This window comes from Bacillota bacterium, assembly GCA_024653485.1.
Lineage (GTDB): Bacteria > Bacillota > SHA-98 > UBA4971 > UBA4971 > UBA6256.
In genome coordinates this window covers 20,138-45,313 of sequence record JANLFY010000008.1, presented here as the reverse complement: position 1 = coordinate 45,313, position 25,176 = coordinate 20,138, and the positions used below count along the sequence as shown (strand labels likewise).

The following is a 25,176-nucleotide window of genomic DNA, read 5'->3' as shown; positions in this document are numbered from 1 at the left end:
TCAGCGCTCATCGCTGCCGAGCGCTGCCCTGCATCAGCACCGCCGCGATGATTATGAGACCTTTGGCCACTTGTTGCGGATAGGGCGGCACTTCCATGAGATTGAGGAAGTTTGAGATTAGACCAAGGATCAGCGCGCCTATGAGAGTCCCCACGATGCTCCCCCGGCCGCCTGTCAACGCCGTTCCTCCGATGATCGCTGCCGCGATGGCGTCGGCCTCCATTCCGGCGCCTTCCCGGGGCTCAGCCGCGCCCATCCTGCCGAGCATCAGAATCCCCGCAAGCGCGGCGAGGACACCGCTTATCGTGTAGACCGTGATCTTGATCCTGTCGCTGTCTATGCCGGACAGCCACGACGCGCGTTCGTTGCCGCCGACGGCGTACACCTTCTTCCCAAAGACGGTGCGGCCGAGGACGAATATGCAAGCAACCGAGGCCATACCCCAGATGAGGACCGGTACAGGCAGAGCGCCCAGCTGGCCTGCGCCTATCCACTCAACCTCCGATGTCACACCGGGGATTGGAAACCCTGCCGTATACGTGAACGCGAGGCCACGAATCGCGACCATCGTTCCAAGCGTAACTACGAATGGAGGCATCTTTGCCTTCGTCACGAGGACTCCGTTCAGGAATCCCAACAGAGCGCCCAAGCCGACCGTAAGGAGGAAGGCGAACGCGAACGGCATTATGGGCGCCAGCTCGCCGGACTGCTCGAAGCCCGCTGTCAGCTCGGGCATGAACCTGAAGAGATAGCCGTGCTGCACGGTAGCAAGCAGGACTCCTGCGAAGGCGAACACGGCGCCCACCGAGAGGTCGATCCCGCCGGTGAGAATCACGAACGTCATCCCCAGGCTGACGAGACCCACGAAACTCGACCTGAGCAGCAAGTTCATCACGTTCTCGACAGAGAAGAACTGCGGTGACATGAATCCCGATATGCCCACGAGCACTGCGAACACGATATGCAGTTTGTAAGCGCCCCAGAATGCGTGGACCCGCTCGCCGATGCGCTCCCGTCTGCTCATCCCGACTTGCCCTTGCCTTTGTACTGCTTGCCAGTGCTCCATGCTTCTGACTCCGTTTCATCCGGCCACAAGACCGAGGTAATCCGGCAGCCGGCCGGTGCGGCGCTGTGGTGAAGCAGCGCCGCACCGGCCTCCGGGGCTTTCTTAGAAGATGCTGTCAGGATTGTAGTACTTCTGGACGTTCTCCTTGGTAACGAGAATCGTGCCGGTGATGACGCGAGGAGCATGCGACTTGCCGTCTAGGTGGTCTACCATCATCTCTACTGCCTTTGTTGCTATCTCGTATGAGTTGTTGATAACGGTTCCGATGTACTGACCGCCCTTCATGATCTCCTCGTACGCCTGGCGCTGCCCGTCGATGCCCACGACGTAGACGTCTTTCCTTCCAGCGGCCCGGAGGGTCTTCAAGGCCCCGAGAGCCATGGCGTCGTTATGCGCGTAGACGAGGTTCACGTCGGGATGTGCGGCGAGCGCTTCTTCCATTCTCGCCATGCCTTCGGCTGTGTTGTAGTGAGCGATGTAGGGGCCCACGATCTTGATCCCGGGGTATTTCTGCGAAAGCACAGCGTGCATCCCGCCGCCACGACCCTTGCCTGCCGAGTCTCCCGGGTCGCCCGCGATCTCCACGACCTTGCCCTTGCCGTTCAGGGTCTTGCCTATGAGCTCGCCCGCAAGCTCTCCGGCTTTCCATTGATCGATTCCCACGTAGCCGACGTGGCCTTCTGCAAGCTCCCTGTCAGCGCAGATTATCGGGATCTTCGCCGCTAGCGCCTTCTTGACAGCCGAGTCGAGCGCGGTCGGGGTTACGGGGTTCACTATTATTCCGTTGACCTTCTTTGTGATCAGGTCCTCCATGTCTGCGATCTGGCGCGCAACGATGTTGTCGGCGTTGAGCCAGATCAGCTTCACTCCGAGACGCTCGGCGGTATCAACCGCGCCCTGATAGAGTGCGAGATAGTAGGGGCAGTTCATGACCACCTGAGAGAACCCGATCGTGTAGCGGTACTGCTTCTGAGCACCCACGCTCGCGCCGAGAGACGCCAACAAGAGCACCAGGACCATTCCAACTACCACACACTTACCAAAGGTGAGTCTCTTCAGCATGTTTTCTGCCTCCCCTTGTCCATGAGTACTTGAGATGTTCCGAGGTAGTTGACGGTCATCTCCTCACGAATCCTGCGCTTTGCGTCCCCGTATCACCACCTCCCCTAGAGCAATCCCAGTTGGAAACCCCCATCGTCCGGAAATGCGCTCCGACCTGCGAGGAGAGGCCTCCGTGGTTTCAGCCACCTGCCTTTGAGAGAGCTCTGGCGGCCAGGGAATGAAGTATGTCTCGGTTCGCCTCGTACGTCTGGAGGTACCTCTTGTAGTAGAAGTCGTATACGTCCGCTACGCCTGTGTCAGGTTGCACGACTTCATGGACCTCAACCATTGATGCTGCTGCTTTCTCAATTGAGCTATATCTGCCCGCGCCAAAAGCTCCAACGATCGCGGAGCCGAGCACGGAGGCCTCTCTCACCTTCGTCAGGACGACCGGCACGCCACATACGTCCGCGTATATCTGAAGCCACAACCGGCTCTTGGTCGCGCCGCCGCACGCCCTCAACTCATGGACCTCAACGCCGGCCTCTCGGAATGTTTCCAGGACTTGCCTGGTTCCGAAGGCGCACGCTTCGAAGATCGCTCGAATCAGGTGCCCACGCCCGTGCTTTAGCGAAAGCCCCAGAATGACCCCTCGTGAGAGCGGATCCCGCAACGGTGTTCTGTTTCCCTGCCAATGATCGAGCACTACCAGCCCCTCGCACCCAGGAGGCACTTCGGCAGCTTCGCGGTTCATGGTCTCATAGGGATCTGAGGTTGACGCCGCGCCCGCACAGGCACCGCTCGTCATGAACACGTCGCGGAACCACCGCACTATGGAACCGGACGAAATCTGTCCGCCCTCGATTAGCCAAAGTCCCTCCAGCATGGCGCCGGGATACGGGCCCCATATCCCACGGTGGAACACGGGCTGCTCGCTGTTGGTGAGGTGAACGTTGGAAGTCCCGAGAATCACCGATAACCTGCCGGGTTCCAGACCGTCGAGACCTATCATTCCTATGTGCGCATCTATGCCGCCTTCCGCGACGGGAGTGCCGGGCTCAAGGCCGAGTTCTTCGGCTGCCTGAGAGGTCAGCTCTCCCGCGAGAGCGCCGATCGGCAGCACTCGCTGAGGCCACATATCCCGAAGCTCAAGCAGCCCGGAAGCGGCAAGCAGACTCTCATCGAAACCGCCGTCAGGAAGCGAATAATGCCATTTGCACGTGGCGTTACAGCGGGACGCCGTGTACTCACCGGTGAGCCTGAGAATGAGCCAGTCGGTCTGCTCCATCACCCGCGCGGCCTGGCGCCAGGTTTCAGATTCGTTTTCTTTGACCCAAAGGGCTTTCGCCATCATCCACTCAGGTGATTCCTGCCCACCCACGTACCTCAGTCGAGGGTGCCCGGTGGCAGTGATGGTCGCAGCTTGATCTGGATTCCGAGAGTCCATCCAGAGTATCGCGCGCCGGAGGGGCCTGCCCGACGCATCCAGGAAGACAACAGTCGACGAAGTCCCGTCGACTGAGACGCCGCGAACTTGATCGGGGCTCACTTCCGCTGATCGCAGGCAGCGCCGAACCGCCTTCTTGGCGGCCTGCCACCAGTCATCCGGATCTTGCTCAGCCCAGCCAGGTCTTTCCTGATAGAGCGGGTACTCTTCGCTCTCCAGCGCAGCAGCGCGTCCGCGGTCATCGAACAGCCCCGCCCTTAGGCTCTGAGTCCCAGCGTCTATTCCCAGATAGTAGAGGCCTCGGGCCATGTCTTGGGCACCCCCTGCAAAGCCTCGGGAGACTACGCTAGTTGCGGCAGGAACAGGACTTTTCCGTGGACCACGTGGCGATTCCAGATGTCGTCGAACAGCTTGGGCACGTTGGACAGCGGTTCTCGATGGGTTATAAAGGGCGCCGCAACCAGTCTCCCCTCGCCCATGAAGTGCAGAGTGGTCCTCCAGTCATCTTCGTGCGGCACGGTCACATCGCCCGAGTTCCACGACCCGATCACCGAGATCTCACGGCGCATCACCCTGTCGACGGCCACTTCAGAAAGGTCGAGACCTGCGTGGGATATGCCGCAGAAAACCACCGATCCCAGTTTCGAGGCGATCAGACACCCCTGGCGTTGCGTCTGGGGCACGCCCGCAGTCTCTATGACCCGGTTGATGCCCCGTCCCTTCGTCACCCGGTTCACGACCTCGACAGGGTCTTCATTCCTGGCGTTGACGCACAAGTCTGCTCCGAGCTCCCGGGCGATCTGGAGTTTCTCGTCGTAGACGTCGACGGCCAACACCATGACTGCACCCGCTATCTTGGCCCACTGAACCGTGAAGAGCCCGATCGGTCCCGTCCCCAGCACCGCAACGGTGTCCCCGACGGAAACCCCGGCTTTCCTCACAGAATGCAGAGCGACAGCCGCGGGATCCGTTGTAGCCGCAGTCTCGAAATCCACCGTGTCAGGAAGCCTGAGCACGTTCTCGGCTCTGGTCTTCACGTACTCAGCGAACGCTCCGTCGGTCCTGGAACCGATATAATCGTAATGATCACAGAGGTTGTACTGGCCGCTCTTGCAGTACATGCACGACCCGCACGGAATGAGAGGTATCGCCGTGACGCGATCGCCCTCTGACACGTTTGTCACGCCCGCGCCTCTCAGTGCCACTTCGCCGGCGAACTCGTGCCCGATAGTGATGGGATACGAATAGGCACCAGTGGCCATGGCCCTTGACGGGTCTGATCCGCATATCCCCGCTGCCACGACCTTGATGAGAACCTCGTCCTCCCCAATCTGGGGGACCAGAACGCGCTCCACGCGGATGTCACCTGGAGCGTACAACCTTGCTGCCAGCATGCTCTTGGGAACCAATGCTGCGTCCTCCTTGCTCGTATGCCACCTGCAGCGGCTGCAGCTGCGGCTACGGTTGCGGCTGCGCTGCGCCCGGCGGTCGAAACCCGTGCCACCGGGTTCATGGGCTGCGCAATTCAGCGCGTCTGCCAGCCTACCAGCGCATCCTGCAGACTCCGCACGATAGCATCTGGAACATATGTGCACATGATCTGGACAGATGTGCTGTGATTGGATCATTCGTCGCCCTGTGGTAAATTCCTTCTTTCTACCGATAGGAATTTTCACGTTCGCGACGTACTCAATTGCGGCCGCGATTCCTTGCGTTTCTCGTGTTGATGGTGCAGCAAAGGCGGGTGCACGCGAGTCGCGAGCAGGTTCCGCCATTATCGCGCTAGCGTGAGGTATGAGGAGCCGGTGGCGTATCCCTCCCGACTGCCGGGAGGTTGCGGCTGTTTTCCGAGGGTCTGTAGGAGTCTAGCGTAGGGGTACTGCCTTCACAACGAGCGCGAGGGTTCGAAGCGGTCCGGGCTCACTACGACCTTCATCCCCCGGCGCTGGGCCACGATGCGGAAGGCCTCTTCCAGCTCGGCGAGTGGAACCACGTGGCTTATCAACTTCCTCACATTGACACGTCCTCGAACGATAAGGTTCACGGCCGCATCAAAGTGCGTGTGGTTGAAATCGTGGCTCCCTGTGATGGTTACCTGCTTATAGTGTACTGCGTTAAGGTCAAGGCTCAGGTGACTTTCAGGATAAAGGCCGGCGAAAACGTTGAGGATTCCGCAGGGAGCGATGACCTCCAAGGCCCAACTGACGGCGTCCACCGAGTTTGTGGCGACTATGACCTTGTCGGGTCCTTTCCCCTCCGTCATCTTCCGGACCCGCTCGGCCGCAAGCCGGTAAGCCATGGACGGCGACGTGACGTCACCGATGAGAAGCGTTTCCTCTATGCCCAGCCCGCGCGCGATCTCTAGGCGTTCGGCCGCCAGGTCGCACACGATGACTCTCGCACCCTGTACGTGAGCCAACTGGGCATGGAGCAACCCGACAGGGCCGGCGCCTATCACGAGCACTTCGTCGCGGGCTGCAATGCGACTCCTCTCTTGCCCGTTCACGCAGCAAGCGAGGGGTTCGGCGAAGACGGCTTCTTCATACGCAAGGGAAGCCGGGAGCTCCCAGAGACTCGTGACCGGTGCCTTGCCGTACTCGGCGAACCCGCCGGTAACCCGGGCACGATTGTCTTGCACACAGTAGTTTGGGTAGCCACGGCGGCAGAATTCGCACTCGCCGCAAGACGAGAGCCAGCAGGCGGCCACCCGCGCACCTGGCCGGATGGCGGACTGAATTGGGCCGGACACTCGGACGGAGACCACTTCTCCGACCCATTCGTGTCCCGCAAGGAACGGCACCTTGCCTACGGGTAGCCGGGCATTGCCGGTGAAGAGCCTGACATCGCTAGGACAGACGCCGCACGCAGCAATGCGTATGAGGGCCTCCCCCTCTTCCAGCTCCGGGACGGGCACTTGCTCGAAGCGCAACTGGTTTGGTCCGTACAGCCTCGCCGCCAGCATCGGGTCATCCACTCCTCCGCACAACGCCCGGCTCGCATCTTCGGCGACCCGGCGCCGGCCAGGGTTTATCGCGCCCACTCGAGCGGGTTCCAGCTCATGTCCAGGATTTCTCCAGGACCGATTCTATCACATGAGCAAAGTGCTGTGTAGCGGCAACGGCGCTTTCGGTAGGCGCAGAAGTCGAGGGCCCACGACGGCGCCTCCCGGAGACTGCCGACCTCTCAGCGCGCGCTCTCGTGATGAGCGCTTAGGGGGCAGGCAAGCAGGGAGAGCTTGTCCCCAAACGCCATCACTCTCGAAGGTTCGACTCCGTGACCAGTGGGCCAGCCACGTGTCACTTTGACGCGACTCGGAAAGCTGGTATAGAATGTGGGCAGGTGAGGCCATGGCCGCTGGCATGCTCCTGAACGGCGTCACGGCGCTGGCGCAGCGCGGCTGCGAGGCAGGAAGCGCCCTGCCGGGGATGCCTCGGCTGCCTCTGTCGCGGGTTTCCCGCGTCTGTCCTGCGCGTCTGTCATGCGAAAGAGCTGAGAGCGCCGGGTGCGCCTGGCTCAGTCCCCTGGCTGGCGCGTCTCCCAGCGCGTCTCCTAGCGCGTCTCTACGAGAGGTGGTGCTCGAGGAATGCAGCCGGATTCGAACGCAAATTGCGAACGACCGAGCGCCGCGGTGGCGAGAGCGGCGGTGCAGATGGCCATGTCCACATCGCGTGACCACGAGCGGGAGCTCAAGCGGGCATTCACCGAAGCCGGAATCAAAACCGCGGCGGTGGACGTCGGCGGGCCCTTCGTACAGTCCATCGCGCGCGCTGTGGAAAGCATCCTCGTGGCGGCCAAGCGAGAGGGCGTCATCTCCCCGTCTCATCCTCACGAGGGTGCCGTAACAGGCGCGGCGCGCGAAGCACTCGCTCAGCTCATGCCTAGGGCGGCGGGCTTCAGCGTGGGCGGCAAGGTGGGCGTCGCCCGCCGCGGAGAACACCTGTCCGTGGCGGTATTTCTTCAGGTCGGACTCTTGCACTTGGACGACGTAGGCCTGGCCTTAGCGCACAGGGCCATCCCGGCGGAGTGAGAACGAAAGCGCCGTGAGCGCCGCGTGGGTGGGGAGGCGCGCGCGGAGAAGGCGAGGCTCCGCCCGCTGACCCACGCAGCGAGCACCCACGTCCTCTCGACATCCCAAGAGGCTTTCGCACTTCAGCAGAGACGAAGGAACTCAAGATCAGAGTCTTGCGCGGACAACCTGAGGATGCTATACTTCGTGTTAATAAGCAGCCATGCAGTATGGTAGGTCTGGGCGGGCAGAGCGAGACTTGCGCGGGCCGGGGCCGTGGCCGGAGCCGGGGCTGCTAAGGCCGGCTCAAGTTCGCCAGGTCAGCGAATCCCGCTCACGTGAGAGCACGCGGTGCTCGCGGCATCAGGTTCCCACGAGAGCGACGCCGCGAGACACGCATGTGACGACAAGGTAACTAAAGGTCTTCGAGCAGGACGGTAGTACGGTAGGGGAGAACATCGCATGTCAGTTGGCGCCGGCGGTGGCGTCCCGCGACCGCGTTGTGCGTGTCGCGAAGGCGGCCTCTAGCCGGGAAGCAGCTCTTTGAGGCCGAGGTTCCTGGGAAGCGGCGCTTTCTGGACGGGACTCGTCCGATAGCCCAAGGAAACTCGGGTTTCTGGGGCCAGGGCTAGGTCAACCGGGTAAGTGCGAGGGCTACCCCTCACGGGGTAGCCCTTTTCGTATCCCACATCATTCGCGATGCTCAAGACCACGGCCCGACCACCGCCCCGCTTGACCTCCGGACGCTGCGTGCTGTGCGCAGGCTCGGTCCGCAGCCGCGATGCACGGACCCGGTGAGGCAGGCAGCCACGCCGCATAGGCCGGCGTGCTGCCAGGGTGCGCGGCCACGGTGTGCACGCACGCATCAAGGCGCGGCGGGTGATGCGGTGATCGCACCTAGCTGGGATGAGAACGGAGGGTGGCGTGACGATGGGCGATGAGGTTTTCGCAATACGTGGCGCAATTGCGCCCGTCGCGAACACGAAAGAAGGCGTGGCCAAAGCCACGGGCGAGCTGTTGGCCGCCATCCTCAACCGGAACCGTCTCGATGTCGAAAGCGTCGTGTTTGCGTTCTTCACCACAACCGCGGACCTCAACGCCGCCTTTCCCGCCGCTGCCGCGAGAGAGGCAGGCTGGTCTTCCGTGCCCATGATGTGTGGGGTCGAGATCCCGGTGGAGGGAGCGCTTTCGTCCTGCCTGCGAGTGCTTCTGTTGTGCCGCCGTGCGGAAGCCCCGGAGGCACAGGACCGCTCGGCGGCACAGGACCGAAGGACCAGCCAAGCTGCCCTGTTCACCCGGCCCTGCCTCGCAAGGTGCGGCAACCGTCAGGCTGCGAGAAGGCTTCCGGCAGATGCTCGCGCCGCTGTGCACAGGCGGACTCGCCGCCGCGCGAGGTCGTCGTCGCCGGACAGGTGCGCCCAAGCTCGGCCCGTTCACGTATACCTGGGAGAGGCTGCCATCCTCCGCCCGGACCTTGCGCGCGCAGACACAAGCGCGGACTGCGAGACGGCTAAAGGAGATGGATCGGAGCGGATCGGATGCGGTTCGGAGCGAGGACGCAAGAGCAACAAGGCTGATAGCCGGCACATGGAGCTGGGAGGAAGAACGCATGATCGTCATAATGAGACAAAGCGCCACTGACGACGAGATCCATGGCGTGATGCGCATTGCCGAGAACGCACACCTTAGAGTGCATGTGTCGAGGGGCGAGGAGCGCACGGTCGTAGGCCTCATAGGGGACGTACGCCGCCTCGATCCAGACACAATCGCTTTCCTACCCGGCGTGGAGCGGGTGGTACGCGTCCTGCAGCCTTTCAAGCTCGCAAGCAGGGAGTTCATTCCGAACCGCAGTCCCGTCCCTATCGCAGGAGTCCTCTTCGGAGGCAGTAGCGAGGATGTCCCGGTGATCGCAGGCCCTTGCGCCGTGGAAGGCGAGGATTCCATGATCCGAATAGCCCGCGTCGTGGCGGCGGGGGGCGCCTCCGTTCTCCGGGGCGGGGCGTTCAAACCTCGCACCTCCCCCTACTCTTTCCAAGGCCTCGGCGAGCTGGGTCTTCGCATCCTCGCCAAGGCGCGCGAGGTAACCGGCCTACCCGTCGTAACAGAAGTGGTTTCCCCTCAGGACGTCGAGCTCGTCTGCACATACGCGGACGCTCTTCAAATAGGGTCCAGGAACATGCACAACTACGCTCTCCTTCACGAGGTCGGCCTGCAGCGAAAGCCCGTCATACTCAAGAGAGGGATGATGTCCTCCGTAGACGAGTGGCTGATGGCGGCGGAGTACGTCCTGTCCGCGGGGAACGACAATGTGATCCTCTGCGAACGCGGCATAAGGACCTTTGAGACGTCCACCCGCAACACTCTGGACTTGTCAGCCGTTGCGGTCGTCAAGAAACTTAGCCATCTGCCGGTCATAGTTGACCCGAGCCACGCCACGGGACGCGCGGACATGGTGGTGCCGATGGCGCTCGCGGCCGTGGCGTGCGGAGCGGACGGGTTGATGGTAGAGGTACACGACGACCCGGCGTGCGCCTTGTCGGACGGCCCGCAGTCGGTGAGGCCTGAAGCATTCGCGGACATGATGCGCAGGCTCGGGCCGGTCGCGGAGGCGATCGGGCGGAGGGTCCTTGCGCCATCAAGGCTCGACACAGTGGGTGCGTGCGAGGCACGCGACTAGAGCCCTGGCCAGCGCGCTCAAGGTGGGACCGGCAACAGCGCACCTAGAGCGTGCGAACAAAGGTCGAGCAAACGCAGGCAAGGCGAGCCCGACAAGGGTGAGCCCGCAGAGTGCAAGAGAAGCGAGCGCGAGCGGGCGGACTGACGGCGCCAGCAGCACATGCGCGGATGGGAAGACCTTGGCTGACGCAAATGGCGACGAGAAGAGGAGTGGTATCCGTGAGCCAGTTCCAACTGCGTTCGGCGGGTTCGTCCGCCTCGGCTGACAGAAAGAGAGTGTTCGTGGTCGGCCTCGGCCTCATCGGCGGTTCTCTTGCGATGGCGCTTCGAGCTTCAGGACGCTACGCGGTGATGGGCTTCGACATCGACGAGCGATCCGCCGACCGCGCGGTCGCACTTGGGGCTCTGGACCGCTCCGCAAGAGCGCTTTATGAGGCGACAGACGCCGATCTGATCGTTGTGGCGACGCCGCTCCTTTCGATGCCATCCGTCCTCGCAGAGCTGGGACGTTGTCTGAAGGGAGCCCGCGGAGCGGAGGCGTCCGTGGTCACTGATGTCGGGAGCGCCAAGGGTTACGTTCTCGATCTCGCGCGAAAGCACCTCGCTCCGGACGTCCCGTTCGTGGGCGGCCACCCCATGGCCGGGAGCGAGAAGAGCGGAGTGGAGCACGCCTCGTCAGGTCTGCTGAAAGGATGCCGTTACGTGCTGACCCCGGCCGCGTGGGCGCGGGACATCGACGTCAGGGCGGTCATCGAACTGTGTGAAGCGGTTGGGGCTATCCCGCAAGTAATGGAACCCGGAGACCATGACGCGATGGTGGCCGCTACGAGCCACCTCCCGTTGGTCGTGGCCGCGTGCCTGGCTAGGGTAGTGGGTGAGCGTTCCAAGGTCCGCCCATCCATCTGGAATCTCGCGGCGGGGGGATTTCGGGACACATCGCGCGTGGCATCGGGCGACCCGGACATGGGCGCCGGTATGCTCGCGACCAATGCAAGCCAGGTGATCGAGGCGCTCGACGAGTTCCAACGAGAGCTCGACGAGGTGCGTGCTCTCATCACCAATGCCCGGACATCGACCGTCTCATCCGAGGCGGACCAGGAAGCGCGCTTGCGGGCCGCAAGGGTCAGGCAGTTCCTCGCGAAAGCGCAGGCAAGCAGGCAGACTTGGATCGAGCGGACGCAAGAGTTTCGGGGGTTCGGCGGCGCACCCACGCGACATGACGATGCAACGCAGGAGATGCCGAGACCGAGGCAGCCAAGTAAACGAGACGCGTGGACGAGCCCGATGCATTGATGATGCATGGATTATGCATTGATGGTGGCGTGATGGTGCGTCGAAGGCTCAATGGAAGAAGGGGCCCCGCGGGACTGATTGCTGGACTGAAGCTCGAGGGCACGAAGGGAATCCGGAGAAATCTGAGGGCCGGCTCACGAGGAGCAGGGCTCACGAGGAGCAGGAAGGGCCGAAGCATGAGCAGGAGCACAAGCATGAGCATGAGCAGGAGCAGGAGTAGGAGGAGCAGCAGGGGCATGAGTGGGTGCGGGAGCAGGACCGGGAGCTAGGGCGGAGGCCCGAACAGGGGCAGGATGAACAAGAGCAGAAACGCGGTGGACGCGCGGGACACGGGGGGAAGCAACTGAAGTGAGGACGCGACGGGGAGAAGAGCGAGACCTGGCCGCACCAGCGCAACGGGAAGAGACGGCGGCTTTCGGATTCGACGGGCACGGCGTGCAGTGTGGCACACGGTGCGGAGTGCAGTACGGCCCGCAGGCCGGGACTCAGCTCGACGCGCGGAATGGCCTCCAGCACGATGATGATCGGAACGCCGAGAACGATGATCTGAACGCCGGGAGCCCGGAAGCCCGGCCATCGGCCCATTCGCTTCGTGTCTCGGGAGGGGGCGTCGTTCTGCGCGGGTCCTTCGAGCCTCCCGGCGACAAGTCCATCGCGCATCGTGCCGCCATGCTGGCGGCCATTTGCCCCGGCGATTCCGAGGTGCGCAACTACCCGTCCGGGCAGGACTGCATCTCTACTCTGCGGTGCCTGAAGACGTTGGGCGTCCGCGTGTGCTATGACAACGGCGGCTTGCTCGTGATCTCCGGGCGCGGACTCCGGGGGTTGGCGGAACCCATGGACGTCCTTGACGCCGGCAACTCGGGCACAACAATGAGGCTTCTAGCAGGCATCCTTGCGGGTCAGGAAGGTCTCTTCGTGCTGACCGGCGATGAGTCCCTACGGCGACGACCGATGGCGAGAGTCGCGGTCCCGCTCCGCGCCATGGGCGCATGGGTCGACGGGCGAGCAGGAGGCACCCTGGCTCCGCTCGTGATCAGGGGCGCGGGGGACGCGGGTCTCCGCGCGCTCAGGCACGTGTTGCCTGTCGCAAGCGCACAGGTGAAATCGTGCGTATTGCTCGCAGGCCTGTATTCCGACGGCGAGACGACTGTGGTCGAACCGGCCTGGTCCCGCGACCACACAGAGCGGCTCCTAAGGTTCGCGGGTGTCCCTGTCAAGAGGAAGCAGACGCCGGCTGGAGCTGGCCGCAGCCCGGTCAGCGCGGTTAGAGGTAGCAGCGATCGCCACGACGGCGGCGGAGATGGTTGCTCGTGGGCCTCGCGCAACTGCACTGACCGCGGCGTCAGCGGCGTCGACGGCGGCAGGGTCGGCTGCGAAGCCGGCAAGCGCGGGTGTACCGGAGACAGCTTCCGCCACACGCGCCGTGGCTCCGGAGACGCGCTGCACGCCGTCGCTGCCTGGCCCTGTGGCGACGGAGATGATCAACGTGATGCCTGGCGTAGTCCCGGAGAAGTAACCGTATGCGGTGGGCACCCGCCCCACCCGTTTGAGCTGACCGTACCAGGTGACCCGTCGTCCGCCGCGTTCATACTCGCGGCCGCAGCTGCCCTCCCGGGGTCGAGCGTCACCGCGCTCGACGTCTGCGCGAATCCGACGCGCCTCGGGTTCGTCCAAGTTCTAGCCCGCATGGGCGCGTCGGTACATCTCGAGCCGCTGCCCTGCGACGGACCTGAGCCTCGCGCGCACATCCGCGTGGAGCACGGCGGCCCCCTCACAGGCGTTGACATTCCGCCTGCCGCAGTCCCGAGTATGATCGACGAGGTCCCGATCTTCGCCGTTTTGGCTTGTGCTGCGAGCACCCCGTCCTCTATCAGCGGCATCGCCGAGTTGAAGGTCAAGGAGACCGACAGGGTCGCCGCTGTGGTGGAGGAGCTCTCGAAGATGGGCGCTCGTATCAGCCAAGCCGACGACTCGCTCCGCATCCACCCTTCCAGGCTCCGCGGAGCCAGAGTGTCGGCTCGAGGCGATCACCGCATGGCCATGGCGCTTGCCGTGGCAGGCTTGATCGCCAGCGGCACGACGGTTGTGGAGGGGTGGGAGGCGACACGCGTGTCGTATCCAGGATTTCTCTCAGCGCTCCGAGCCCTGAATGCGGGGGATGCAATATCCGAGGAGTCCGGCGAACCCGCCGAGGGTCGCACGGCATCACAGAGCGCTCCCATTCGGTATTGATCAACGCTGGCACGCTAGGGGGATCAAGGAGGCATGGTTCCTTTGCATGAGATGGAGCGAAAGCAGGAAGCCGAAGTGGCTAGGACAAGGGTCGTACTCCTCCTGGGCTGGCCCGCGCGATACAGCTTGTCTCCACCGATGCACGAAGCGGGTTTCAGAGCCGTAGGGCTCGATTGGTGCTACAGACCACTTGATGTCCCCCCAGGAACCCTCGAAGCCGTGGGCTCTGTGCTCAGGTTGCCTTCGGTGGTGGGCGCTAACGTTACCATACCACACAAGGAGGGTGCCGTATCCATAGTTGACGGATTGACTTCCAGAGCCCGAGTCGCCGGTGCGCTCAACACGATCATCAAGACCGGCGACACTCTGGTGGGTGACAACACCGACGGAGTCGGACTGCTTCGCGCCTTGGCCAAGAGAGGGCAGACCCCCGCCGGCCGCAGAGTGGTGCTGTTCGGAGCGGGAGGCGCAGCGAGGGGTGTCGCCGCGGCATTAGCCCAGTCCGGAGCCAGGGAGATCGTAATTCTCAACCGCGGCCGCGACCGCGCCCTGCGCCTGAGGGACGTCGCCCTGACGGCTGGTGGAGGGCGTCTCCGAGCCGAAGTGCGCCCATGGTTTCGCGAAGACGATGACCTGCGCACCCTTGTGGACGCCATGGAGGGCGCGGACATTGTGGTGAACGCCACGCCCGTGACGCGCGATCCCAGCTCAAGCCCGGTCCCTGATGAGGTCCTCGACGCCATCTCCCCGTCCCGGGACTGCATCGTGTGTGACATGGTTTACCGACCAGCCGCGACCAAGCTCCTCTTACAGGGGCGGTCCCTGGGCCTGCGCGTGGTGTCTGGGCTAGAGATACTCTTCCACCAAGCGATCCCGGCTTTCGAGGCGTGGACGGGTCACAAGGCGCCATCCGAGGCGGTGGAGGCGATGGAGCTGGCGCTCCACGCTGCGGCCGCAGCTGCGGATCGGCTGGGAGGTGAAGGCCTTGAGCGCGCTCCGGTTCATGACAGGCGGTGAGTCACACGGCCCCGCTCTCACCGTCGTGCTGGACGGCATCCCAGCGGGTCTTCGCGTAAGGCCCGAGGACATCCAGCGCGACCTCGCCCGGCGCCAGGCTGGTTACGGACGCGGGCGCCGCATGGAGATAGAGCGAGACCAGGCTCGCGTCACTGCTGGCATTAGGGGCGGGCTAACCATGGGTTCACCCATCGTGCTGGAGATCCCTAACCTGGATTACCCTAACTGGGTGGGTGTCATGGCCCCTTGGGACGACGCTGACGCCTGCGCGGACCCCATAAAGATGCCCAGGCCGGGACACGCTGACTTGGCAGGCGCCCTCAAATTCGGACACGACGACATTCGAAACGTACTCGAGCGCGCGAGCGCGAGGGAGACCGCCGCGAGGGTGGCGGCGGGCGCCATCGCGAGGCAGCTGCTCGAAGAGTTGGGAGTCGCCGTCGCTTCCCACGTCCTCTGCATCGGGGGCGAGTGGGCCCCTATCCTGGAGTCTCTCTTGGTAGGCGCGCCGAGCCCGGAGCTCCTGGAAACCATCGAGTCGTCCCCCGTCCGATGCGCGGACGCAGGAGCGGCAGCGAGGATGATGCGGCGCATCGATGAGGCGGCGTCCGCCGGCCAGAGCGTGGGGGGCGTATTCCAGGTCATTGCGTGGGGGCTTCCCCCCGGCCTCGGCACCTATGCGCAATGGGACCTGCGCCTCGACGGGCGGCTGGCCCAGGCCGTCATGAGCATTCCAGGGGTCAAGGGCGTCGGCATCGGCGATGGCTTCCGACTGGCGGAGCTCGTGGGCACGGCCGCAGCGGACGAAATGGAGGCTTCGGCGCTGGGAATCCAACGGCGTTCCAACCATGGTGGCGGCCTCGAGGGAGGCATGACGAACGGAATGCCTCTGTGGCTGGACGCGGTCATGAAGCCGATAAACACCATGAGAGCACCGCTGCGCTCGGTAGAGCTCGATACGGGACGCGAAGGCGCGGCCCACTATGAACGCGCCGACACGTGCGCCGTCCCCGCATGCGCAGTGGTGGCGGAAGCCATGGTGGCTCTGGTGCTCGCTGACGCTTTCCTCTCGAAGTTCGGCGGCGACAGCGTCGCCGAGATCGCGGCCCGCGTGGCTGCGTACCTCGAGGAAACAGGGCGACGGTGCGGGTGCAGGCGCGAACGCGGCGCAGATGGGAGAGGATTCTAGTGGCACGCGAACGTGTTTCGAGCGAGACTGTTTCGCGCGACAACGTAATACTCGTGGGATTCATGGGGGCGGGCAAGTCATGCGTCGGCGCACGCCTCGCATCGCTGCTCGGAATGGCTCACCTCGACACAGACGCTCTCATCGAAGCGGAGGCGGGCTCGACCATCAGCGAGATCTTCCGCACTCGCGGAGAGGCGTGGTTCAGACGCCTGGAAACGCGCGCCGTGAGGCGGGCAGCTCTCTTGAGGAATACCGTCATCTCCGTTGGCGGCGGAGCTCTCATGAACGAACGAAACGTTGAGATCTTGAGGCAGACGGGCGTGCTAGTCTGGCTGCGGGCTTCTGCCGAAAGCGTCGTCACCCGCCTGCGCCTGCGGCCCGGGGAAGCGGAGATCAAGTGCACCAGGCCGCTTCTCGTAGGGAAGACCGACATCGAGCAAGTTCGATCCCTCATGAGCAAGCGAGAGGCCGGCTACCGCCTGGCGCACATCGCGATAGATACCGATGACAAGAGCCCCGACGAAATCGCGCGCGAGATTGCCCGCGAGCTCACGCGGCGTGTCACTTCCTCCCGCGGGACCGCGCGCATTGACCGCAACAAGCAGGATAAGGGCGTAGGAGGGCCTGAGCCGTGGGAGCCGCACGAGATGAGCGGACCTGCCCGCGCTCAAGAAGAGTCCTTCGCTTGGACCGAGGGCGCGGCGCAAGGCGCGTTCGCAGTGGGAGAACCAGCGGGACGGAGTGACCAGGGCTGGTGTAAGTTTGATATCACTGCGGGAGCCTCCACGTGCTCCTACGTTCTCGGGCACGGCATCCTCGCCCGGCCAGATGCGTACCGGGCCGCCTTCTCCACGCTGGGTGCGCCCGATGAGCCCGTCGCAGCCGCTGAACCCACGCCCTCAAGCCCAGGATCGACCCTGGAGTCAGGCGGCTTGCACCCACTGGGCGGCATCCCGAGCCAACGTGGCGCCATTCCCGCCCACCCTGGCACCCTCCCGAGTCCGCCAGGCACCGTTCCGTCCAGGATCATCGTGACCAGGATCATCGTGATCACCACCCCCCTCATCCGATTGCTCTACGGAGAGCGTCTGGAGCAAGGCCTTCGCGCCTGGCTAGGCCGCGATCCTTGCATTGTCTGGGCGATGGTTCCAGATGGGGAGAGAGCGAAAAGCCTCTCAACACTCGCAAAACTGTACGACTTCGCCTCGGCCTGCGGCATAGGCCGCGACTCGCTGGCCATAGCCCTCGGAGGCGGCACAGTGGGCGACGTGGCGGGGTTCTTCGCCGCCACGTACATGCGGGGCATCAAGCTCATCCAGGTTCCAACCACGCTCCTGGCAATGGTGGACAGCTCAATAGGAGGCAAGACCGCCATCAATCTCCGAGCGGCCAAGAACCTGGCAGGCACGTTCTGGCAACCCACGGCCGTCATAGCAGACGTCGCTACCCTGGGAACGCTGCCTCTGCGCGACTTCACGAGCGGTCTTGCTGAAGCGATCAAGGCCTCCGTCATAGGGGATCCAGAGCTCTTCGAAACACTGGAGCAGGTTGTCCGAGTCGCGGGCGGTGGCGATACCTTTGCGAGGGACGGTCGATGCGCCGCGGGGCGTCGACGCTCGAACGGCTCCAGGTTTGCCGCGGCCCGGGTTCTCCAGCGGGAGCCCGCTTTGTGTCAGGACATCGTCCGCAGGGCGGTCGCGGTCAAGGCCAAGCTCGTGGCTACGGACGAGCGGGACACACGGGACCGCTTGCTCCTCAACCTTGGGCACACCCTTGGACACGCCATCGAGCGGGCAGGCGGCTTTCGTCGCTGGACGCACGGAGAGGCGGTGGCGATAGGTCTTGCCGCTGCTTGTCGTGCGTCTGAGCGGCTGGGTTGCCTTAGCGGGGAAGACTCAGCACGGGTGTGCCAAGCGCTCGCAGGCCTTGGATTGCCAACGTCGATCCCCGCCGGGTGTGATGGCGTCTTCCACGAGTCCATCCTAGCCGCTATGGCCCTCGACAAGAAAGTCCGCGGAGGCAAGCTCCGCGTCGTGCTGCCGCTATCCATAGGGAAATGCTCCGTTTGCGAGGACCGTGCCGCGAAAGCCCTGGCGGACGAGATAGTCGTGGCCGGAAGAGCCTCGGTGAACCTTGACAGCCTATCCACGGCTCCAATGGCCTCACGCGGGTGCCCCCGGGGTCGCAGCGATCCGGGAGGCAGGCTCGTGGTTCCTGGAGAATCGATCTCAGGAGACCCCTGATGTGGAGAAGATGTACATCAGTGGTGGCGTGAAGGCGAGGCATTCGGGGAGGAGTGCCGCACTGCTCTTACTGCTCTTGCGGGATCCCCTCTGACTTTCCCGGAGCGCCGTCTAGCCATTGCGAGCTATCTTCTGATAGGAGAGGAGAACATGGCAAAGACCACTGCTGAAACCGCTATCATGGTGATTCACGGTCCAAGCCTAGATCGGTTGGGCGCGCGGGAGCCTGACATCTATGGAGCCCAAACCCTCGACAGCATCAACGCTCTCATCGAGCGGGAAGCGAGCGCTCTCGGCGTGGCGGTGGAGATCCACCAAACAAACCACGAGGGCGAGATAGTTAGCCTAATATGGGACGCCGCAGACCGCTGTCGGGGTCTTGTCATAAACCCCGCGGCGTATACCCACTACAGCATCGCCATCCGCGACGCCATAGCCGGATGCGGTCTTCCTACCATCGAAGTACATCTCTCCAACATCCACGCGCGCGAGGAGCTCCGCCACCGGTCGGTGGTCGCACCGGTGGCATGGGGCCAGATCACAGGCCTCGGCCCCCTCGTCTACGTCCTGGCCCTTCGCGCCCTGGCGTCGCTCACCAAGTTTTCGTAAGCTGCGCATTTCGTAAGCTGCGCAGGTCGCCCGCCAAGTCCTCGTATACGGCGCAGGCTCTGATACGCACGGCGCGGCGTAACGCAACGGGGGCAGACGACGAAGAGCGAGTGGCGGGCAAGACTCGCGGCACGGCGCGCAGCATCGTGAGAAGGACCGACCCGCCGCACCTTTGCCGTCATTCGTATCTCAAGCAGGCCACTTGGTGACCCCTGCCCACATCCCTGAGAACGGGCTGGGCCTCTCTGCACGCATCTGTCATCACCGGGCACCTCGTCCAGAACCTGCACCCCGGGGGCGGGTTCAATGGACTCGGCACGTCCCCTTGGAGAATCATCCTCTGGCGTCGGCGCCGCGGATCGGGTATGGGAATCGCTGATATGAGCGCCTGTGTGTAAGGGTGGAGCGGTTCCGCGTATATCTCTTCGCTGCCCGCCACCTCGATGAGTTTGCCCAGGTACATCACGCCCACTCTGTTGGAGATGTGCTTCACGACGTGCAGCCCGTGCGCTATGAAAAGGTACGTGACCCCGAACTTGGCCTGTAGGTCTTCCAGAAGGTTGAGGATCTGGCTCTGAATCGAGACATCCAAGGCGGAAACGGGCTCATCGCACACAATGAGCTTCGGCGACGTGGCCAGTGCCCTCGCGATCCCGATTCTCTGGCGCTGACCGCCAGAAAACTCGTGGGGGTACCTTCGCATTTGTTGCGGAGACAAACCGACCATGTCCAGGAGTTCCGCGACCCTCTCCTCCAATGCCTTCCCCCGCTTGACCATGCCGTGGTAGGCGAGAGCTTCCCCCACTATCTCCATCACCGTGTGCCGGGGATTCAGCGAACCGTACGGATCCTGGAAAATGACCTGCATCTGGGGGCGCATGCGTGCGAGCTCCCGCGGGCCCAACCGCATGAGATCCATGCCGTCAAACGAGATCCGGCCACTCGTGGGCTCTATGAGCCGGAGCACGGCCCTGGCCGTCGTCGTCTTTCCACAGCCGCTTTCGCCCACTAAGCCGAGGGTCTCGCCTCGCCGGATGGTGAAACTCACGTCATCGACTGCCTTGATCCAGCCCACGACCGTCTTGAAGATGCCCGCTCGGACCGGAAACCACTTGACGAGGCCCTCCACCTCGACAAGGTTCTGTGAGGGTTCGATCGCACCGACCCCTTCCAAAGCCACGCTCACTTACGAAGCCACCTCCTCAGCCTCGGGGGGCGAATCCATCCGGAAACATCTCACCTTGCGGCCGTCGATTGCGCTGAGCGCCGGTGTCTTGACGCGACAGACATCCAGGACCGCACCACACCTCGGATGGAATCTGCAACCGCGCGGCAGTTCGAGCAGGTTCGGGACGGACCCCTCGATGACGTGCAGCCGCATCTTGCCTGCCTCGAGCCTGGGTATCGACCTGAGCAAGGCGGCGGTGTACGGATGTCTCGGCTCCGCGAAGAGCTCGTCGCACCGGGCTTCCTCCACGACCTGGCCCGCGTACATGACCAAGACCCTTTGAGCCATCTCAGCTATCACACCAAGGTCGTGAGTGATGAGCAGCACGCTCATCGCCGCCTTCTCTTTGAGCTCCCGCATGAGATCGAGGATCTGAGCCTGGATGGTGACGTCGAGCGCTGTCGTGGGCTCGTCCGCGATGAGCAGCTTCGGGTTGCACGAAAGCGCCATGGCTATCATCGCCCTCTGGCGCATCCCTCCTGACAACTGATGGGGATACTCATCAATGCGCCTCTCTGGCATGGGGATCCCCACGAGGCGAAGCATCTCGATCGCCCTTTCCCTCGCCTCGCGTCGCGAGACCTTCTGGTGGAGGATCACGGCTTCCGAAATCTGCCTGCCTATTGTGAAGACGGGGTTCAGCGAAGTCATGGGCTCTTGAAATATCATGGATATCTTGTTTCCGCGTATCGTCCGAATCTCGTCTTGAGCCATCTGGAGCAGGTCCCGACCCTGGAACCATATCTCTCCCGAAGTTATCTTCCCTGGAGGGGACTGAATGAGCCTCATTATAGACAGGGAGGTCACCGACTTCCCGCAGCCGGACTCCCCAACCATGCCCAAGGTCTCGCCCTCTCCGACGGAGAACGATACCTTGTCAGCGGCGGTGACGACGCCATCGTCAGTGAAGAACTTGGTGGTGAGATCCCTTACCTGAAGCAACTCCTCCGGCACCCGAGGATCACCTCCTCAGCCTCGGGTCGAGCGCGTCCCGTAGGCCATCACCAAACAGGTTGAAAGCAAGCACGGTCACTATCAGCGCTATGCCCGGCCAAATCGCGAAGAATGGAGCGACCCGCAAGTACGCCCTGGAGTCGTAGATCATGTTCCCCCAGCTCGGGGCGGGCGGCTGGATGCCGAGGCCGAGGAAGGCAAGCCCGGCCTCGCCCATGATGGTCCCCGGTATGCTCAGGGTGATGGAAACGATCAAAGGGCCGAGGCAGTTGGGAAGGATGTGTCGCACGATGATCCGTGAGCTCGAGAAGCCCTGGGCACGGGCGGCTTCCACGTATTCCGACTCCTTGAGTTGCATGACGAGCCCGCGGACGAATCTCGACGTCCCGGCCCAACCGAAGGCGGAAAACGCAAGTATGAGGACGGGCAGGCTCGACCCCAGAGCGAACCTTATCCCGATGTAGAACAAGAGGTCGGGGAAGGCCATGAGCACCTCGAGCACCCGGGATATGGCCATGTCCATCCACCCGCCATAGTATCCTGCCACGGACCCCACGGTGATTCCTATGACCCTCGTGATCGCCTCTACCACGATGGCGAGGGTCAGCGAGACGCGTGCCCCGTAGATGATCCTGGAAAGGATGTCCCTGCCGAACTGATCTGCTCCGAGGATGTACGTCCCGTTCCTCGTTATGTTGGAAGGTGACCCGGGCCTCGCGAACCGAGCGCGCAGGTCTTGGTCAGTCGGGCTCGCAGGCGCCAGGAGGTCCGCGAAAACGCCGACGAAGAGGACCAGCAGGACGAAAACGAGGCCTACCACAGCGGGCTTGTTCCTCTTGAGCCTCCGCCAGGAGTCGGCCCACAGGGTCTTTCCGGCCGGGATCTTGCTTTCGCGTGTGAGAAGCCGCATCTCCTTTCTTCTTGCCTCCTTGTCCTGAGGGTCACTCCAGACGGATCCTGGGATCGAGGTAAGCATAGGAGATATCTACGACCAGTATTCCGAAGCAAAGCACGACAGCTCCGAAGAGGACCGTTCCTTGCATGAGAGGGAAGTCCCTCTGCTGCATGGCTCTCACCGCCAAGCTGCCGAGGCCCGGTATGGCGAAGACCGTCTCCGTGAAGAACGATCCTGTCAGCAGCCCGGAGATCTGCATCCCGATTATGGTCACGATGGGGATCATCGCGTTCCTCAGTGCATGCGAGTAAATGACGATTCTCTCGCCCAGCCCCTTGGCTCGCGCGGTCCTCACGTAGTCTTGCCTTATGACGTCCAACATCGTGGTGCGTGTAAGGCGGGCTATTGACGCTGAGAAGCGCGTCCCTAACACGATTGCCGGAAGGACCATGTGCCAGGGGCTGTAGTACCCGGAAATCGGGAACCACCTGAGGTAGTATCCGAACACGAGCTGAGCGATCATCGCCACCCAGAAAACCGGCGCCGATATCCCGGTAAGAGTCCCTACCATGGTGACATGGTCGAGAAGGGAGTACTGCTTCACCGCCGAGATGATGCCGACGGAGAGGCCCAATACTATCGCGACCACCGCGGCGGACAAGGCCAACTTCGCGGTGGTCGGAAACGTTCTCATGATGAGCGCGGTAACCGGCTGCCTGAGCTTGTATGACGTGCCGAGGTCTCCTCGCAGAGCGCCCCCCAGGAACCTCAAGTACTGGATGTGAAGCGGAGCGTCGAGGCCGAGCTCCCTCCTCACCATGGCGACTGTCTGCGGATCCGTTCGTTTGCCCAGCATTTCGATGACGGGATCTCCAGGGACGACGTTCATCAGAATGAAGGTGACCAACGTCACCCCTATCAGAACGGGTATCATCATGAGAATCCTCCGAGTGACGTACTGCAGCAAAGCGCTCACCTCGCAACACCCTGCAATGAGTCTCGAGATCGCGAAACGTGCGGCCGTCGTCGGACGTGGTCCCGAGACAACGTCGGAACGGCGAGACTAGGGTGCGGCGGACGGAGGGCACAAAGGTGCCACGGACGTCAAGGGCGAATCGACGGGCGCGGCTATAGAGGATTTCCATCCAGAAGGCGCGGGGAGCCTGGAGGCGTGGCGATCCGGAACGGAGACGTGGGGTACGCGTTCCGCGGGCGCACCCCACGCTCCGCGCGTCTCCCTTCTTTCTGGTGGGCCCTTCCCCTAAAGGGCGCCCCTTTCCAGGTACTCCTCCTGCTGGATGCTTCCTTCCCGGACGACCCCAACCGGATGACCGCAACCGGATGCTCCTCTACCCCATGCTCCTCTACCAGGTCCTCCCTAGCCAGTCGCTTCTCCCACGAGTGCTCGGCCTGCTAGGTGCTCCACCGTGCGCCGCTCACCCTGCCGGGCTCGCCTTCCAACTTCAATCTCTAGTCTCGCCGTCTCACTTCTGAGGAGCGTCCTTCCAGGTATGCTTGTAGCTGTTCACGCCCGTGGGATGCATTATCACCCCGTGGACGTTCTTCTGAACGAGAAGCAGGTCAACTGGGTGAAGCAATGGAACGATGGCGCAGTCGTCTCTGATGATGATCGTCTCCGCTTCCTGGTACTTCCTGGCCCTGACCTTGGGGTCGGTCTCCACCTTGGCTTCCTCGAGAAGCTTGGTGACCTTGTCGTTCCGGTACTGCGTGGACATCATCTCAGAGGGATGGAAGTATGTGTACAGGTAGTTGTCGGGGTCGGGGATGTCGGCCCACCAGTTCCCGTAGTTCGCCGGGACTTGGCCCTTGGATCTCGCCTCGCCGAAGGCTGCCCTCTCGGTGAGGACCACCTCCAGCTCAATGCCTACTTGCCTCGCCATCTCCTGAATGGCGATGTTGGTGTCGGCAACGGCTGTGCCTCCCCGCTGCCACGCCTCACACTTCACGGGCTTTCCCTCTGCCTTCAGCTGTTGAACGAGCTTCTTCGCGGCCTCGGGGTCGTAAGGCAGGGCGGGTCCCTTGCCCATGGCAAAGGCCCCGGGAATGCCGGGGGTCACGAAGCTGGTGGCCACCACCGCGTCGCCTCCCCAAATGGAGTCGATGATGGCCTGTTTGTCGATGCACATGGCGAGCGCCTTTCGAAGTCTCACGTCTTTCCACGCCGGGTCTTTCATGTTGAACACAAAGTAGTACGTGGCGAGAGGCGTCGACTTCAGGAGTTCGTACTTGCCCGTGCTGAGAAGCCTCTGTCTCTCCTCCGCCTCGGAGGGAACGGTCGCGAGATCGAGGTTCCCCGCCTCGAACTCCATGAGTGCGGTGGTGGAGTCAGCAATGATCCGGTAGTTGATCCCATCGAGGTAGGGAAACCCCTCCTCGAAGTAGTTGGGATTCCTCTCGAGGATGATCTCGGTGTTCGGGACGTATCTCTTGAGCCTGAACGGGCCCGTGCCCACGGGATTGTGCGGCCACTTGTCGCCGGCCTCGGTCACCAGCTTCTTGGAGTAGATCGAGGCCGAGGGCACCGCAAGATTGGCAAGAAATGGTGCGTATGGCTTCTCCAGGGTGATAGTGAAACGGTACTTGTCGACAATGGCGATACCTGACACGGAACTGGCCTTTTTGGCTATGAAGTCCTTTGCCCCTTTGATGGGATCGAAAAGCCACTTGCTGAGGCCGACGGGACCGAGCATCCGCTCGATGGTGAACTTCACGTCCTCTGAAGTAAGCTCGGTCTTGCCGTCGTGGAACCGGACACCCTTTCTCAGTTCGAACGAATACACGAGCCCGTCCTTGGATATCTCCGGCATCTTTGCAAGAAGCTCCGGCTCGAGCTCCAGCGTGGACTCCTTGTACCTGAGAAGGGTATTGAAGATCTCCCTGCCCAAGCCGTACACAGCGAGCGTCGTGTCAGCCTGGACATCGAAGGTGCCGGGGTCCTCCGCGAAGTAATCGTTGAGAGTGCCGCCTGTCTTGACGCTCGCAAGCGTCGCCGCACTTTGCAGCGTAAGCACTAGACTCAGAATCAACACCATACCCAGGGTCGTGGCTGCGAACCGTCCGAGTCTCATCTCGAGGATTACCTCCTTATGGGTCTGTAGCGGCCGGGCATTGGCGCGGCCCCCTCAGCAGACTTTCGTATCCTCCTTCTACCCTGCTCTCCCGGATGTTCCCTGCGCTCTGAGACCTTGAGCTTACCGAGCCCCATCGACCCCCTTTCCCCTCAATCCCGGGGCGGCATCCAATTCTCTTCTGATCT

20 protein-coding genes are annotated in these 25,176 nt (G+C 62.9%); 9 read left to right on the top strand and 11 right to left on the bottom strand.

Annotation, left to right across the window (positions count from 1 at the left end; translation table 11 throughout):
• Positions 1-7: 7 nt before the first annotated feature.
• The 5 genes from NUW12_07770 to NUW12_07750 all read right to left on the bottom strand — a co-directional run bounded on the left by NUW12_07770 (position 8) and on the right by NUW12_07750 (position 6,516).
• Entirely contained in the window at positions 8-1,024 is a 1,017-nt protein-coding gene (locus NUW12_07770) for an ABC transporter permease (GenBank protein ID MCR4402670.1), read from the bottom strand.
• Positions 1,025-1,168: 144 nt separating this feature from the next.
• On the bottom strand, positions 1,169-2,128 hold the full coding sequence (locus NUW12_07765) for a substrate-binding domain-containing protein (GenBank protein MCR4402669.1): 960 nt from the start codon (positions 2,126-2,128) through the stop codon (positions 1,169-1,171).
• Between the two features lie 178 nt (positions 2,129-2,306).
• On the bottom strand, positions 2,307-3,863 hold the full coding sequence (locus NUW12_07760; GenBank protein MCR4402668.1) for an FGGY-family carbohydrate kinase: 1,557 nt from the start codon (positions 3,861-3,863) through the stop codon (positions 2,307-2,309).
• Positions 3,864-3,895: 32 nt separating this feature from the next.
• On the bottom strand, positions 3,896-4,963 hold the full coding sequence (locus NUW12_07755) for a galactitol-1-phosphate 5-dehydrogenase (GenBank protein MCR4402667.1): 1,068 nt from the start codon (positions 4,961-4,963) through the stop codon (positions 3,896-3,898).
• 476 nt (positions 4,964-5,439) lie between these two features.
• Entirely contained in the window at positions 5,440-6,516 is a 1,077-nt protein-coding gene (locus NUW12_07750; protein ID MCR4402666.1) for an alcohol dehydrogenase catalytic domain-containing protein, read from the bottom strand.
• Between the two features lie 621 nt (positions 6,517-7,137).
• Between NUW12_07750 and NUW12_07745 the strand changes: the two genes are divergently transcribed.
• On the top strand, positions 7,138-7,581 hold the full coding sequence (locus tag NUW12_07745) for a HutP family protein (GenBank protein MCR4402665.1): 444 nt from the start codon (positions 7,138-7,140) through the stop codon (positions 7,579-7,581).
• Positions 7,582-8,084: 503 nt separating this feature from the next.
• Here the strand turns inward: NUW12_07745 and NUW12_07740 are convergent.
• Positions 8,085-8,273 carry a hypothetical protein gene (locus NUW12_07740; protein ID MCR4402664.1) on the bottom strand — a complete coding sequence of 63 codons (189 nt, stop codon included), beginning with the start codon at positions 8,271-8,273 and terminating at the stop codon, positions 8,085-8,087.
• Positions 8,274-8,490: 217 nt separating this feature from the next.
• Here NUW12_07740 and aroH point away from each other — a divergent pair, with 217 nt between their 5' ends.
• From aroH to aroQ, 8 genes are all read left to right on the top strand, one after another.
• Positions 8,491-9,201, top strand: a complete 711-nt coding sequence (gene aroH / locus NUW12_07735; GenBank protein MCR4402663.1) for a chorismate mutase — start codon at positions 8,491-8,493, stop codon at positions 9,199-9,201.
• Positions 9,170-10,237, top strand: a complete 1,068-nt coding sequence (aroF, locus tag NUW12_07730; GenBank protein ID MCR4402662.1) for a 3-deoxy-7-phosphoheptulonate synthase — start codon at positions 9,170-9,172, stop codon at positions 10,235-10,237. The genes aroH and aroF overlap by 32 nt, the downstream gene beginning before the upstream one ends.
• A 218-nt stretch (positions 10,238-10,455) precedes the next feature.
• Positions 10,456-11,529 carry a prephenate dehydrogenase/arogenate dehydrogenase family protein gene (locus NUW12_07725; protein ID MCR4402661.1) on the top strand — a complete coding sequence of 358 codons (1,074 nt, stop codon included), beginning with the start codon at positions 10,456-10,458 and terminating at the stop codon, positions 11,527-11,529.
• Between the two features lie 348 nt (positions 11,530-11,877).
• The gene (locus NUW12_07720; GenBank protein ID MCR4402660.1) at positions 11,878-13,764 is read left to right on the top strand and encodes a 3-phosphoshikimate 1-carboxyvinyltransferase; all 1,887 of its coding nucleotides are present in this window, start codon (positions 11,878-11,880) and stop codon (positions 13,762-13,764) included.
• 51 nt (positions 13,765-13,815) lie between these two features.
• Positions 13,816-14,781, top strand: a complete 966-nt coding sequence (locus NUW12_07715; protein ID MCR4402659.1) for a shikimate dehydrogenase — start codon at positions 13,816-13,818, stop codon at positions 14,779-14,781.
• Positions 14,768-15,970, top strand: coding sequence for a chorismate synthase (gene aroC, locus NUW12_07710; protein ID MCR4402658.1), 1,203 nt, complete (start codon positions 14,768-14,770; stop codon positions 15,968-15,970). Before NUW12_07715 ends, aroC begins: the two co-directional genes overlap by 14 nt.
• Complete coding sequence (gene aroB / locus NUW12_07705; protein ID MCR4402657.1) at positions 15,970-18,213, top strand: 3-dehydroquinate synthase; 2,244 nt, start codon at positions 15,970-15,972, stop codon at positions 18,211-18,213. Before aroC ends, aroB begins: the two co-directional genes overlap by 1 nt.
• A 150-nt stretch (positions 18,214-18,363) precedes the next feature.
• Complete coding sequence (gene aroQ / locus NUW12_07700; protein ID MCR4402656.1) at positions 18,364-18,822, top strand: type II 3-dehydroquinate dehydratase; 459 nt, start codon at positions 18,364-18,366, stop codon at positions 18,820-18,822.
• 178 nt (positions 18,823-19,000) lie between these two features.
• Here the strand turns inward: aroQ and NUW12_07695 are convergent, their stop codons facing one another.
• The 5 genes from NUW12_07695 to NUW12_07675 all read right to left on the bottom strand — a co-directional run bounded on the left by NUW12_07695 (position 19,001) and on the right by NUW12_07675 (position 24,988).
• Positions 19,001-20,008: an ABC transporter ATP-binding protein gene (locus NUW12_07695; GenBank protein MCR4402655.1), complete on the bottom strand. Its 1,008-nt coding sequence runs from the start codon at positions 20,006-20,008 to the stop codon at positions 19,001-19,003.
• The gene (locus tag NUW12_07690; protein ID MCR4402654.1) at positions 20,009-21,004 is read right to left on the bottom strand and encodes an ABC transporter ATP-binding protein; all 996 of its coding nucleotides are present in this window, start codon (positions 21,002-21,004) and stop codon (positions 20,009-20,011) included.
• Positions 21,005-21,011: 7 nt separating this feature from the next.
• Positions 21,012-21,914, bottom strand: coding sequence for an ABC transporter permease (locus tag NUW12_07685; GenBank protein ID MCR4402653.1), 903 nt, complete (start codon positions 21,912-21,914; stop codon positions 21,012-21,014).
• 31 nt (positions 21,915-21,945) lie between these two features.
• Positions 21,946-22,866, bottom strand: coding sequence for an ABC transporter permease (locus tag NUW12_07680; GenBank protein MCR4402652.1), 921 nt, complete (start codon positions 22,864-22,866; stop codon positions 21,946-21,948).
• 517 nt (positions 22,867-23,383) lie between these two features.
• Positions 23,384-24,988: an ABC transporter substrate-binding protein gene (locus NUW12_07675; GenBank protein MCR4402651.1), complete on the bottom strand. Its 1,605-nt coding sequence runs from the start codon at positions 24,986-24,988 to the stop codon at positions 23,384-23,386.
• Positions 24,989-25,176 lie beyond the last annotated feature (188 nt).

Coding starts and splice junctions, on each gene's coding strand:
- NUW12_07675 (MCR4402651.1), bottom strand. CDS start 24,988: ATGAGACTCGGACGGTTCGCAGCCACGACCCTGGGTATGGTGTTGATT.
- aroH (MCR4402663.1), top strand. CDS start 8,491: ATGGGCGATGAGGTTTTCGCAATACGTGGCGCAATTGCGCCCGTCGCG.
- aroF (MCR4402662.1), top strand. CDS start 9,170: ATGATCGTCATAATGAGACAAAGCGCCACTGACGACGAGATCCATGGC.
- NUW12_07760 (MCR4402668.1), bottom strand. CDS start 3,863: ATGGCCCGAGGCCTCTACTATCTGGGAATAGACGCTGGGACTCAGAGC.
- NUW12_07715 (MCR4402659.1), top strand. CDS start 13,816: ATGGAGCGAAAGCAGGAAGCCGAAGTGGCTAGGACAAGGGTCGTACTC.
- aroC (MCR4402658.1), top strand. CDS start 14,768: ATGACAGGCGGTGAGTCACACGGCCCCGCTCTCACCGTCGTGCTGGAC.
- aroQ (MCR4402656.1), top strand. CDS start 18,364: ATGGCAAAGACCACTGCTGAAACCGCTATCATGGTGATTCACGGTCCA.
- NUW12_07745 (MCR4402665.1), top strand. CDS start 7,138: ATGCAGCCGGATTCGAACGCAAATTGCGAACGACCGAGCGCCGCGGTG.
- NUW12_07765 (MCR4402669.1), bottom strand. CDS start 2,128: ATGCTGAAGAGACTCACCTTTGGTAAGTGTGTGGTAGTTGGAATGGTC.
- NUW12_07770 (MCR4402670.1), bottom strand. CDS start 1,024: ATGAGCAGACGGGAGCGCATCGGCGAGCGGGTCCACGCATTCTGGGGC.
- NUW12_07750 (MCR4402666.1), bottom strand. CDS start 6,516: ATGCTGGCGGCGAGGCTGTACGGACCAAACCAGTTGCGCTTCGAGCAA.
- NUW12_07685 (MCR4402653.1), bottom strand. CDS start 21,914: ATGCGGCTTCTCACACGCGAAAGCAAGATCCCGGCCGGAAAGACCCTG.